Raw genomic sequence first — 13240 nt, 5'->3', positions numbered from 1 at the left:
ATAATAGGTTTGGTGTGTCACCACTGACGGATGGTATTCCACTCTTTTTCGAGAATGGCATAAACACAGGTATCTTCATATTTTGGGGAGCCGTCAGGATTGTTTACGAATGTCACAAACTCTTTGAAACATCCTTCGCGGCGCATACCAAGACGTTCGCATAAGCGTTTGGAGCGGATATTGTCATCTTCCACAAATCCATAGATACGCCGTGCGCCCGCCTCTCGGAAAAGATATTTGTGCTAAAAGTCGGCTCCATCGCCAATTTGCCAGCCGTTATGCGGCAGCTTAAAAAAAGACGACACCAAACCAAAAAAATCATCTTGACAACCACCCGACTTTGAACTACGAAGGATGAAATTTTTCAGGGACAACTTCCAGCATTTCCAAAAAACAGTTTAACCATTGACTTGGAGACAAACAAACAATTTGAGCATTAAGGTTTAAACCGAATTTTTCCGAAATTGACCTGACCTGACTTTTCCTGAAAATCGACTTTAAAGCTGTTTTTACAGATAAATCAGGTTTCTCTAACAGACAGGAAATAAATGCTAAGTATTTGGCTTTAAACTTAAAATCAAAAAATAAGTGTTTTCTTTTAATGTTTAACAGGGCTGATTTGACAGTTGGCGGTGGCAAGAAACTTTCAGGACCTACCTCATAGACAAGTTTCAAATCAAAAAAAGTATGATAGAAAACGGTATATGGATTGTAAAGCTTCCTCGAAAATAACTTTTGTGTAGGTTCTAATTGAAGGACAATGGAACCTCCCAGAAAATTTCCAAGACTCTCAAACATCAGGATTTTGAAAATATCGGAAGTAATGCCATAAGGAATATTTGACACCACTTTGAAAGGAAATTTCGGAACTGCAAAATTCCTAAAATCACAACCGACAACTTGAACATTTCGGGCATCAGAAAATAATTTTCGTAAATGTTCAACCAAAGCTGTGTCGTTTTCAATAGCAACAACATTGTTGGCGATTTTTAATAAATGAACAGTAAGAAACCCCTTGCCTGCCCCAATATCTAAAACCGTATCCTGATTACTTATATTTGCTTGTCTTATTGCATCTTTTATTAGCACTTTATCAATAGTAAAGTGCTGACCCGTAAAACGAACGGGCAATTTCTTTTTTGTCATTAGTAACTTCTTACAGGTGAATACTACAATAGTCATCTATTCTCATCTTTCTGAGTCCACCCCCTGCAAAGCCCCTCTTTACGACATAAAAATTCGGTCGGAAAAGGTATGCAAAAGATGTTTCTCTCTTTAAGAGAAATATCGTTTTGCTAAACAGTTGATATTGAGGTATCATTTTATCGTAAAAGACATATTTGCTCAACAATTGCTTGACGGAAATCAACAAATTTTAGCATTTTTGTAAAAAAGTCGCTATATAATTTGGTGAATTGGAGTTATTTTCATATTTTTGCATCCCGAAGAGTTTCTCTTAAAGAGAGAAACACCTTTTTGCTCAACAATCCCCGACTTTTTTATTATAGTTGCGGTATCACACCGCAATACAATAGTTATAAATATTGAAATAAAGGTGCAGTGAGACGCTGCACCTCCTAAAGAGAATTGATGATGAGATTGTTGGCGTTGTCAACGACAGAGGTGTCCAATGAGGAGAGGTATATCTGTGTGGTTTTCTCGGAGTCATGCCCCAATGCCTCGCTGATAGTAGATACGGGCACGTTCTTGCTCTTGGCTATGCTTGCCCAGGAGTGGCGGGCTACGTAGGTGGTCAGGGGTACGGACAGGCCTATCATTTCTCCGATTTTCTTCAACTGCTTGGTGATACGGCTATAGGCATTCTTGTACTGTCTCCAGAATATGGCTCCCTCTCCTTTTGCTATAGGGAGCAGGTAGGGAGAATCATCTGTTTTGTACTTCGCCACTATCTCCTGCATGGCAGGTTCCCATTTGATGTGCAACTGTTGTGAGGTCTTCTGACGGCGGTAAATGAGCGTACTGCCATGCAGATTGCTTGGTGTAAGTTGTGCCATATCGATGAACGACATCCCACGGGTATAGAAACTGAACAGGAACATATCCCTTGCAAGCTCCAAACGGGGGTTCAGACTCAAGTCCAGCTCTTTCAGTTGCTTGATGATTTCCAAGGGGAGTGCCCGCTTGACGGTCTTGTCGATGCCGGTATATACATGCTTGAACGGTGAGGAAGAGATGACCAGTCCGTCATCTACGGCATGATTGTAGATGGTGCGCAGGTTGCGGATGTAGAAAGAGGTGGTGTTGCGGCACAGTCCGCTGTCTTTCAGCCACTGTTCATAGCCTTGTATCGTTGTCCCATCGACTTCCTCCAATGGCACATCGCCTCCTTTCAGGTAACGCTGGAGGCTGTTGAGGGTGGTTTTGTACCTTGCTACCATCCGCTTCTTGCCGATGCGTCTCAGTTTTTCGTTCAACTCCAGCGTATAGCCGATAATGCCATGTAATTCTTTTCCCTCATGGAAGTTGTCAACGACGGTGTCTGCTGTATATGACTGCCCTTCCTTGTCCAACCGTGCAATGACCAACAGCAGTTTCTTCCTGTCAGCATCCAATGTATCTTTCAAGGAAAGAAGATAGGCTTGACGTTGTGGAGTGACGGAAGTTGGCAAAATGATGTTTGAATGGTCCGCATCCCACTCTGAGGAATAGATTCTGTACTCTGTATGGATCTGACGTGCCACACGATTGTGTATCACCTGATAATACAGGCGACCCTCTTTCTCTTGAACAGATGATGTTCTGAACTTTAATTTGATGGATGCCATAATGCTCTGACTTTAACATTGAAATTGCAATTATTACCTTTATATATAATATAAGTGACAGACAAACAGGTATAGGAGGGATGGTGCCTCACCGCTCGGCATACAACAGCTGATATTCCACCCACCTCCGTTTCCTAATGGATGCCACTGCTTTTCCCCTCCATTTGCAATAGCTCAGATAGAGTGGCAGGATGTCCCTGTCGCCACGTTCCAATCGGGTGAGCAGGGACGCTTTCGGGTATCGTCCATTGCCTAACAACTTGGCTGGTCCAATCTGGTACGAGAGGGTGGCAAGCAGATAAGCATCCCTGCCATAACGGGCATATAGGCGCAGGTGCCGGAGGAGGTCTGTCCGTAACAGCAAATCTGCACGCTGACGTGTCAGTGTTTTCGGGAAACGCTCTCCCTTCTGTAGCTGGTGACCATAGCCCACATAGCCCGGTGTGGTCTTTGGGTCGTGCCAACCCTCGAAGTGTTTGGTAATGGCTACCATCCGTTCAAACAGTGCCCTGTCAATGGTTTGGCTTTGACAGGGCACGCTACAGATGGCCAACATGCTCAATAGTACGATGATGTATCTTCTCATTACATTATTTTATATAGGAGGTGCGATGTCTCACCGCACTCTAATCAATATCACTACATCATAGTGCGGAACTGCTGAATCTCTTTAATCATGGCTTTCACGTCCTCCCCAACCTGAACGAAGTTCTTGTAGAGGATGCGCTCTCGCTCTTCTTTCGACTTGAACTTATAGAACTTAGGGAGAGGGACATACTCCGATTCCTCCTTCTTTATTTCCGTCATATCGAAGTCGGTCTTGCAGTAGAACTTGGATGTCTTGAACTCCTCGCTCTCCTGGATGTTCATGCTTCCGTTCATCCCGGTCTTGGTGACTACGAAGTCACGGGCGGTCTGTCCACATATCCAACCTGTGGGCATATCGGAGATTTTGCTTGCAGGCACCAGGCTGTCCATATTCTCATTGAGGTTGATGGAGGTCTTGTCACGGTCGATGGTCACGCCCTTTTTGAGTTGCACTACTTTACCGAAGATGTCACTCGACAGCCATTCGAGGGTTTCCTTGGCTCTTGCCGAACCGCTCACCACATTGCCCACGGTGGTGATGATTTTCTGCATACCCACCTTGCCATAATCGGCTTCCAACTGCGGAAGTTCCTGAAAGCCAAGTGCCACGCTCACCTTGTTGCTTCGGGCTGTGCCTATCAGTCGGTCTATCTTGTGGAAATACAAGGTCGGCAACTCATCGACGATGATGCTGACAGGAACGTTCTTGCCCTGTCCTGTATTCACCCTCGTTACAAGGCGGTTGAGAATCAAGGCATTCAGTGCACCGATGATGCTCTCCATCTCGGGGTCGTTGGCAATGAGCAGATAACTTGGATTCTTCGGGTCACTGACCTTCAGGTCGAAGTCATCGCCGTCCTTGTGGAATATCCAGTAAGATTCCTTGGTGGCGAGACGGGAGGTATAGACACGTAGCGTGCCAATCATACCTTCCAACTGCTCCATGGCTTTGTTGGCAAAGGCAGTCTGGAACGGGCCAAGCAAGGGGGCTACCTCGTTGTCGGTCTGAAGTACCTCGAAGATGGTCTGATAACTCTCATTGAGGAACGATAGGATATGTGGCATGTCGCTGTACTTGCCCAACCAATAAGCGGGCTGCACCTCCGCGCCCGAATGGTCGAACACCCGTCCTGTGGGTATCAGCCTTTTCGTCTTTGGGTCTTCACGCCGCTCGGCAATCAGCATCTTTCCGTCCTTGTCGTAGGGCTCCTTGCCGTAGTTGCAGAAGAAATAGATGCAGGCGGCAAGGAAGTTGACGGCAGAGGTCTGGAAGAACTGGTCGCTGCCACCGCCGCCTTCCTTCTTGCCTTTTTGCAGGGATTCAAGCAGGGTCTCGGCGGTCTCGCTCGCTGCGGCAAGGTTGTTGATGTACTTCAACTGGATGGGGTTCACACGGCGCGAATACTCCACATCCACAAAGTTGATGATGTTGAACTTCATGCCATGGGGCATCTTGCTGTCCTTGGCATTCTTGTTCTTCAAGTAATGATAGTAGAGTTTGGTGGCGAGAGTGGGAAACTTATAGTCGTACACCACCATGGCAAAGCCCTTCTCGCTGTGCTGCCTGATAAACGGCTCGATGATGGAGAAGGTCTTACCAGAACCAGGAGTACCCACAACCCATGTGCCACGGAACGGATTGACGATGTTCACCCATCCCTTGCGGAACTTGCCCTTGTAATAATAGCGCATAGGGATGTTCACGCTGTACTTGTTCTCCTGCAACTCCCTGCATTGCTCAAAGCTCTCATTCTCGAAGTTGAAGCGGTCTTTCAGCAGCCCTTCCTTCAGGAACTTAGAGATATTGTCGAGGGCGATATGCACCAATACGACACCGACGATGGAAGTGAGCATATAGAGCCAAGTGTTCAAACGGAGGGTATAGAAACAGGGCATTATCGAATGACCGAACAGCCATACGGACTGCACAATCAGCAGCACTCCCGACAGCAGCGGATAGAGCACCTGCCTGCGAGCGTCAAACTCCAGATGCTTCTTGTTGCGCGTTCCCACACAGGTGATACATATCAGCAGGAACGTAGCCACCTTGCTATACACGAGGTTGCCGTCATGGTAAATCATCCACCGCTTGATGCGAGTGTGGATATCCGTCACTACGCCGCCCAAGAAGTCCAACTGCTCCGGCTCCAGTGCGTAGGCGAAGAACTCCATCAGGATGGAGACATAAATCACCGCCCTGAATATCTTGTAAAAACCCTGTAACTCTTTGCTTTCTTCCATTTACTTTACGATGATGTTGGGTGATAATGAGAAAAGATGAAGGATGCCACGGTGGACACCCTCCAATCCTCTTATGAGTTTTATTCGTAGCCGTTGATGGTCTTCTCAGACTCTACTGTCCACGGAGAAATAGTTGCAGATATGACCTCCAAGGTGTTGCGTACAGGCTTCAATGAATAGCTGTAGGAATGACCCGCTTTCCACGTGTCGTTTGTGAGGAATACGAAGTTCTCCCCATTGCTGAGTTGCAATGTCATGTCTGGCATAACCTGTGCAGGAACATAAAGCGTATATTCCATGTGGTCACTTTGTGGGTCGCCGAAATAATAGGTCGTCACCGACTCGTCACTGCATTCTACCTTTCCGGTCTTGATGTTGAAAGTACCGCTGTCAAAATAACCGACGAACGTGAGTAGGCTTCCTGCAAAATCATTGGTGGTGAAACCGTATTCTGGTGAGGTATAGACCTTGATGATGACACGCACCATCTGATGGGTGAAGTTCAATGTAAGGCTCGGATTGGCGTATGATGCCGCTCCACTGGCAAACAGAAAATCATTGACCTTCTGCTCACTCTGTACAGCTGCCTCCGGCACTTGGAACTCTATGAGGTCGTTGGTAGGATTTGCCGTATAGGGATAGTAGGCATTGAAGGTGTGAGTGTCTGTGTCCGTGAAAAACACCTTGTTGGCTGACACAAACTGATTCGTGCCGCCGCTTCGGGTGAACTTCATATTGTTGATCATCCCTGTGGAAGAGATGCCAATCATATCATTGAGTTCCCACTGGTTGTCAACGGCTCGTGTGGAAACGGCAGGTTGCAGCATCTCCAGATTGGTGAATACCTGAAGCTGCTTGGTTGATGTGCTGTCGGTCACGACCACAGAACCTCCGCCACCGGGCAGGTAAATCTCATTGACGATGTCTTGGTCACAGGACGTGAGGAGCATGGCTCCAAGTCCCAACATTAGAAACAAATTCTTTTTCATGCTTTTTCTTTTTTAATTGTTGTACTTTGATGATGATACGGGTGATACTCGATGTCTGTATATGGGCTAATCCATAATCGTGATGATGGGTCTCGCCTTATGCGGCTGCCACTTGGGAGTCTCCTGTATGGCACCGCTTCCCAGTGAGTAAAGCCATGCCTTGGCGGTCGCTTGTCCTTCTACCTCCGTTGAAGTCCAATACCAACAGTCATCATCCTCATCGGGGATAGGTGTGCCGCCGCATTTCAGGATGTATGGGTTGATGATGTCCTTGGCATGATAGAGCAGACGCATCTGTGCCACACTGGGGATATAGGCACTTTGCCCGTAACGCCACATGTCGAAGACACGCTCAGCCAAAGGCGACTTCACATCGGTCGTGCCATAAAGGGCAAAAGTGTTCTTGTTGCCGTCGTAGGCGGTGAGGTCACAGGATGTGTCCTGTTCCACACCGATACTGTCAGCAAAGGCTTCGGGAGCGATGTCCCACAGATAGACGGCATATCCGTTTCCCTCCATTTCTTCCCTCTGATTGACGTTGAACACCACTGCAATGGCTTGCTTGCACGATTGCTCGTAGGTTTCGTAGGGCATCACCTTGCCGTCAGTGGTCAAGATATGGGTGACCTTCATGGCTGTGTCGGGAAAGTCCTGATGCTCGTCACAGGCAGTCAGCAACACCGTTGCCGCAACTGCCAAGATTGAAAACAGTTTCTTCATACGCATAGTCATTTTACAGGAAGTTTCACACCCAGGACAATACCCGTTCTGAACAGGTCTTCACCCTTGATCATCACATCGGTCTTCACCTGCCAGAAGAGCTTCCAGCCGTGTCTGAGTGTATAGTTTTGCTCATAGCCGAGGTGGATGCCACCCAAGAACCTGTCAGTATCGCTACCTGCCGATGCTCCTATGCGCATGTTGCCATGGTGGTTGCGTCCTCTTGCCACACAGGGCTTATAGGCAAAGCCGAAACCATAACTGCGGTAGTTGTTCCAAAAACTCTCAGGACAGACATGACCGCACGATGCGCACTCGTTCCACTTGATATATCCGTTTGCAAAATACTCCCACGCATTGTGGTACTTCGTCTCATACTCGTAGGACAGCGTCACGTCCAGTCCTCGCTCATACAGGCATCCGAACCCCAAGGATATGCGGTCGCTATTCTGCTGCGCCATTGCCGGAGTCATGCTTGCCATAAAACAGATGACAACGAGTAAGGTATGCACAAGCCAATTCCTCACTCCTAATTCCTCATTCCTAATTCTCATTATTCCTCCTCCAACAGTATATGGTTAAACGAATCGGCAGACAGCACATCCTCATAGTCGATGCTGAGCGAGATGGTGCGTCCACTTATCTGTTTTTCCGACAGCTCGATGGTCAGCACCTTGTCGTTGGGGAAGGTCATCTTCTTCACCACAATCACGTTGCGATAGCCATACTTGAAGGTCTTCGCATCGTCCAACACAAGAGATGGGGTCAGTTCCACTATCTGCGCATTGGTAGCCTTGCTCTGCTTCTTGTCCGATAGTTTGATGCGCATCTCGTCGATGTCGAAGCGGATGTTGGTCTTGTTCTCCACGGAGAAGTCGATGAAGAAATATTCGCCCACGCTGTAGATGTTGTTCAGGCGCATTACCATGCGGTGCATCTTCGTCGCCACGTTGCGGTATTTGGCAGACGATGACCATATCTGACGTGCATACTTGGTCATGTCGGCAGTGGACAGGCTTACAGCGGGATTGTTGTAGGCATTGCGCTCCGAGCATTCTATTTCCTTATCGGTTACTGCCTCCTGCATCCTCGTGGTATAGAGCAGTGCATACTGCGTGCGGTAGCGTTCCGTCACGATTGTCACTATCGCCAACACCTCACCGTCGGCATACACGTTGTCCTTCGGCTTCAGGCGGATGGTGTTGTTGATGGGTTGGTCGCCCACCACCTTGTCTGTGGATATATCGACAAAGCGGATGGGTTCGGAGGCGGTGATGACGGTGGTCACTTGGTCGTTGACCGTCAGCTGCTCCATCTCCATGTAGGTGGTCTGCGCCTTGGCTGAAAGCACGCTCAGCGAAAGCAATGCACAGACATTCATTTTCTGAAAACAATTCATATTAGTTGATTTTTTGATGTTTATACTCTATGAGCCACCGTTCCCGACAATTCCGTTGTCGGGCAGTGTCTATTTCCTTTTCTCTTTCCCATTTACAAGGTAAACAAACGTCCCATACTTCAGCTTCACTTTGTTCTTCTTGATAGCCTTGCTGATGGCATTGCTTGTCTTCTGGTAGGCATTGGTCACGGCTTGCATTCCCCATTGCGAGAAACTGTTGTTCGCTCCACTCTGGTCGATGTTCATGTTGCTCTGCATAGCACCGCTCGCCACATCTTTCGTGGTCTCACGGAACTGGCTGCCGGGGACATACAGTCCCTCCAGTCCGTCCGTGTCATAAAGCGAAAGCGAAACCTTTATCAGCTCGTCATCCACAAGGATGGAGTTGATGCTACCCTTCACTCGCTGCGAACCGAAACCGCTCATGGTGGCATAGAGGTACGACCCTTTCTTCACCACGGTCTCACCAATCTCAATATCGTCCAACAGTCTCAGCCGCACCCTCGACCCGTCCGTAGCCTTCACGTCCTCGTCAATGATGGCCTTGATGAGCTTTGGCTCATGCTCGTTCTGCGTCAGGGTGTTGAAATAGTCCGAAGTCACCTTCACCTTCTTCACCACCTCCTGTGCCTTGTCCTCCTCGTCCAGTGCCTTCACCGCCTTGCTGTCCTCGGCAATCTGACCTTTCACCTCAATCTGCTCCTTGGGAGGCCCAGCCTGTGTGGTATCCTGGGCCACGGGGGCAACTGCCGCCTGTCCTCTCAGCCTCGCTTCGGCGAGTGCCTTGTTGAGTGCTTCGAGTGCTTCCGCTTCTCGCGCCTTGGCATCGGCCACTTCGGCTGCATCGTCCTTCTCTTCTGCCTGACGGACGAGTTCCGCAAGGTCTTCTTCTGTGTACTTGGATTCATACGCTTCTTTCTCTTCTTCGTTGTCACGCTCAATGTTATCAACAGCCGAATAGTCTGCTATGCGACCATACGACTTCGCCATGTTCTCATACTTGCCACCGATGCCGTCACCATTCTTAATCTGCGCTCCGGGCAGGTTGGGGTTCAGAAACTCGGTGGTCTGCAGGTTCTTGTCCTGCGTTTCCGCCACCTCCGTATTGAACATGTCAAAGACAAAATAGCCTGTGGCAATCAACGGGATGTACACGATGGCTGGCAGCATGTACTTCGGCTGACGGAAGTTTATCTTATCTGTTATTCTCATCGCTGTCTGATTTTGATGTTACTGACTTGTCTCGATTCTCCTCGTTGGTTCGATGCGTCACGGGAGGAGTGATGCAATGGGCTGCATTCATCATCTGCTTCATGCGCCCTTCCTGCCGCTCGATGGCACTTGCAGCCTCCGTCCGATGACCGTAATACCGCACCATCCTGTAGATGTTGATGCCGAAGCACGTGGCGACAAAGCCGAAGACGATGACGAGAAACAGCGTCTTGTGGGCATTGGCAAAGCCTTGCACCTTAGCCGCCGCACGGTCTATCCTCGCGGTCTTGGCAAACTTGCGCCCTGCCGCCACCTCCTTCTCATACCGCTTCTTGTACTTGGGGTCGTTCTTGTCGGGCATATCCTCGCCCACAAGCATCCGTCTGATTCCTTTTACACTCATACCGCTAGGATATTAGAAGTTTGACTTCGACTTCTGCTCAATATCCTTGTTGAGCAAGGTTCTCCAGTTCGTGATGAGCAGTCCATGAGGATTGTTCTCCGTCCTCGGCACGCGCTTCACCTGTCCCGCCGTCACCAATTCACGCATCAGAATATTGCTCCTTCGCTCTATCCTTTGCCTACCGTAGTAGGTGAACTCCATCTTCTCCTTGTTGAACTTGATGCTGTCGCAAAAGATGCTGAACACGGCACTCGTACCCATGATATTGTTGTAAAAGCCCTTTTCCTTCAGCGTATTGTACTGCGCCAAACCAGTTTCATCGACCAAATACATCGCCTTCTCCATCGAATAGCGGATGTACTTGTCATCGGGAGCAAGCGTAAAGAAGTAATGGTGGAACATCTCGATATGGCTCTTTGCCTCCACATCCAGCGTTTCCTCCATCGTGGTGCGGTTCACCAGTATGGGCACGTTGCCGTCCAATACATACACCTTTTGCTGCGCGTCCGTCACCATGCAGCGCGCCGTCCAGATGCTCGACACCGAGATGATGATGCAGCCCATGAGGAACGCAGAGCAGATGATGCCCACCAGCTTGATTTTGTTTTCTAAGTTCTTGATTACCATACGTTACTGCTTGTTTGAGGTCTGATTTCTCTTCATTCTCACATATTCACGGTGCAGGATGGTGTATATGTCCTTCTCAACTTCTTCCACCAGTTTGGCGTAATACTTGATGCAAGCCTCTACGTAGATGCCTTCGTATTTCAGTTGGATCCACACCCACCAGATGTCACGTTCACGTCTCCGTCGATTTCTGTAGATTTTGGCACGATGCAAGCGATAACTCAGGTAATCTACCATAGGCACTACATACTCGTCGTTATCCTCAAAGCCTTCTGCCATCTCCTCATACTGTGGGTCGATGTAGTTGTTTTCGGAATTGAAAAACTCTTCCTTTGCACGCTTGTTGGCAAACGCCATGAATTTCTCATCTTTGAGCCAACGCTCAATTTCATTTTTTGCTTTCATTTTTCTTGATGGTTACTTTTATTTGTTTCAATAGGAGGTGCGGTGACTCACCGCACACTCACATGTTATCTCATCACGGTCGCCATGGTTCCCGTAGCCGTCATCTTGGCTTGTTGTGCCACGCCCTCGCCGAAGTTTCGGGTTGAGAAGGCGGTGTCGCCCTCTGGTATCATCCATGCCGCAAGGTCGGGCACGAGGTTCAGGCATTTCAACGCCACGATGCTCGCTGCCATCAGATAGCCTGCCGAGAAGAACGAGTTTTGCAGATAGGCTGCCATCGTCTGCTCACTGGCGGTGATGGCCGTCAGGTTCTCTACCTGTATGCAGAGCACAATATCAAACAGCAACAGGACGTAGAAACCGACGAAGTAGAGCATGGCTCCGTAGAAATGAACTGTCAAATAACGGGTTAGCCACTTCGCCCACGCTCCTTCCCACTTGGGCAGCAACGAAAATGCCCATTGTATTGGACCGAATATAGTGAGCATTCCGAGCAATATCTGCTGACAGTATATCGTCGCCCATTAGCCAATGTATTGAAACGAAGGGAAAATAAAAACAAATAAAATCTATATAAATATTGATTATCAATGTATTATTAAGTAATGATGATTTCTGTTGTATTCCTTAAAAATCTCTATTATTCGACATTTTTGTTACCTAAAACGATACTTATATCCGGATTATTTGTTATCTTTGTATATGGATATAAATCGCTGATATACAATGGGAAGAAAAAAGAAATCATTAATAGAGAAATCTCCGTTCAAGTTACGTCACCGCAAACTGGCGGACGGACGTTTATCCCTGTTTCTTGACCGTAGCGTAGACGGCGGGCATGAGTACGAGTTTCTGCAACTCTACCTCATGCCGGAAACATCCGCCAAAGCAAAGCGGCAAAACGCGCAGACACTCCGCAAGGCGGAAGATATCCAGCGAGAACGGACAGAAGCCCTGCTCAATGCGAAGGTGGAAACAGTACCGGAAAGCAAATCTTCCGATATGCTGCTGTCCGACTGGATGGCCATTGTCCGCAAGAACCACGAACACCGGGGAGCACGCGACCTGAACGGAATTGACAACGCCCGCAAGAACCTGCTGAAATTCCGTGCAGATGTCAGGCTCCGTGATGTGGACAGACAGTTCTACCTTGATTATATCGACTGGCTTCGCTCTTCCTGCAAGACCGCATGGGGAAAACAGGTTACTCCCAAGACGGCCCATTCCTATTATACCACTTTGCGTACCGCTTTGAACGAGGCTGTGCGTGAAAGACTGATTGAATCAAATCCTTGGTACAAACTGGAGATGACCGAGAAAATCAAAGTTCCCGAAAGCAAACGGGATTTTCTGACCATCGAGGAGATAAAGAAAATGATAGCCACGCCATTCTTTAACGAGCAGGTACGGCAGGCATACCTGTTTTCCTGTTTTTGTGGACTTCGTATCAGTGACATACGGAAATTGCGCTGGCGTGACATCTCCACATCAGGCGGGCAATGGCTCGTGTCTGTAGTTATGACAAAGACCACGAATCCCGTTTATATCCCCCTTTCGCCCCAAGCGGTAAAATGGTTGCCGGAACGTAATGGCTGCACACCGGATGGCCTTGTCTTTGGAGGGTTGCCCAATACAAGCAACCTTTGTGTCAGTCTCAAGAACTGGGCTGATAAGGCAGGCGTAAAGAAGAACGTGACATTTCACACGGCACGTCATTCATGCGCGGTGCTGCTGCTGACGCTCGGAGCGGACATCTATACCGTTTCCAAAATCCTCGGCCACCGTTCCGTGCGTGCCACACAGGTTTATGCGAAAATAGTAGACAAGAAAAAGGACGATGCAATCGCCTTGGTTGACGACGCATTCTAAA

At 48.4% G+C, this 13240-nt stretch carries 13 protein-coding genes and 2 pseudogenes; 1 reads left to right on the top strand and 14 read right to left on the bottom strand.

What is annotated here, in order from left to right:
- Positions 1–17: 17 nt before the first annotated feature.
- From AB3G73_RS12415 to AB3G73_RS12350, 14 genes and pseudogenes are all read right to left on the bottom strand, one after another.
- A pseudogene (locus AB3G73_RS12415) lies at positions 18–236 on the bottom strand (GNAT family N-acetyltransferase); the annotation flags it as partial.
- Positions 237–345: 109 nt separating this feature from the next.
- Positions 346–1146 (bottom strand): 23S rRNA (adenine(2058)-N(6))-methyltransferase Erm(F), encoded by an 801-nt coding sequence (gene erm(F) / locus AB3G73_RS12410; protein WP_002682030.1) that lies wholly within the window; start codon positions 1144–1146, stop codon positions 346–348.
- A gap of 431 nt (positions 1147–1577) precedes the next feature.
- Entirely contained in the window at positions 1578–2786 is a 1209-nt protein-coding gene (locus tag AB3G73_RS12405; protein ID WP_005816149.1) for a putative resistance-associated DNA invertase, read from the bottom strand.
- Positions 2787–2874: 88 nt separating this feature from the next.
- Complete coding sequence (locus AB3G73_RS12400) at positions 2875–3372, bottom strand: hypothetical protein (RefSeq protein WP_005816141.1); 498 nt, start codon at positions 3370–3372, stop codon at positions 2875–2877.
- A 53-nt stretch (positions 3373–3425) separates the two neighbouring features.
- Positions 3426–5615, bottom strand: coding sequence for a type IV secretory system conjugative DNA transfer family protein (locus AB3G73_RS12395; RefSeq protein ID WP_005816140.1), 2190 nt, complete (start codon positions 5613–5615; stop codon positions 3426–3428).
- Positions 5616–5695: 80 nt separating this feature from the next.
- Complete coding sequence (locus tag AB3G73_RS12390; protein WP_005816138.1) at positions 5696–6604, bottom strand: fimbrillin family protein; 909 nt, start codon at positions 6602–6604, stop codon at positions 5696–5698.
- A gap of 66 nt (positions 6605–6670) precedes the next feature.
- Entirely contained in the window at positions 6671–7324 is a 654-nt protein-coding gene (locus tag AB3G73_RS12385) for a hypothetical protein (RefSeq protein ID WP_005816136.1), read from the bottom strand.
- Between the two features lie 8 nt (positions 7325–7332).
- Positions 7333–7878: a hypothetical protein gene (locus AB3G73_RS12380; protein WP_005816135.1), complete on the bottom strand. Its 546-nt coding sequence runs from the start codon at positions 7876–7878 to the stop codon at positions 7333–7335.
- A complete protein-coding gene (gene traN, locus AB3G73_RS12375) occupies positions 7878–8723 on the bottom strand; it encodes a conjugative transposon protein TraN (protein ID WP_005816133.1) in 846 nt (281 codons plus the stop codon). Before traN ends, AB3G73_RS12380 begins: the two co-directional genes overlap by 1 nt.
- 69 nt (positions 8724–8792) lie before the next feature.
- Positions 8793–9935, bottom strand: a complete 1143-nt coding sequence (traM, locus tag AB3G73_RS12370) for a conjugative transposon protein TraM (RefSeq protein WP_005816128.1) — start codon at positions 9933–9935, stop codon at positions 8793–8795.
- A complete protein-coding gene (locus AB3G73_RS12365) occupies positions 9919–10338 on the bottom strand; it encodes a hypothetical protein (protein WP_005816127.1) in 420 nt (139 codons plus the stop codon). Before AB3G73_RS12365 ends, traM begins: the two co-directional genes overlap by 17 nt.
- Positions 10339–10350: 12 nt before the next feature.
- A complete protein-coding gene (gene traK, locus AB3G73_RS12360; protein WP_005816126.1) occupies positions 10351–10965 on the bottom strand; it encodes a conjugative transposon protein TraK in 615 nt (204 codons plus the stop codon).
- 3 nt (positions 10966–10968) lie between these two features.
- On the bottom strand, positions 10969–11370 hold the full coding sequence (locus tag AB3G73_RS12355) for a hypothetical protein (protein ID WP_005816123.1): 402 nt from the start codon (positions 11368–11370) through the stop codon (positions 10969–10971).
- Between the two features lie 65 nt (positions 11371–11435).
- A pseudogene (locus AB3G73_RS12350) lies at positions 11436–11903 on the bottom strand (hypothetical protein); the annotation flags it as partial.
- Positions 11904–12096: 193 nt separating this feature from the next.
- Between AB3G73_RS12350 and AB3G73_RS12345 the strand changes: the two are divergent.
- A complete protein-coding gene (locus tag AB3G73_RS12345; protein WP_032539976.1) occupies positions 12097–13239 on the top strand; it encodes a site-specific integrase in 1143 nt (380 codons plus the stop codon).
- The last annotated feature ends 1 nt before the right edge of the window (position 13240 follow it).

Source organism: Bacteroides sp. L008 (assembly GCF_040812255.1).
Classification (GTDB): Bacteria; Bacteroidota; Bacteroidia; order Bacteroidales; family Bacteroidaceae; genus Bacteroides; species Bacteroides vicugnae.
This window is presented reverse-complemented; position numbering and strand designations above follow the sequence as displayed.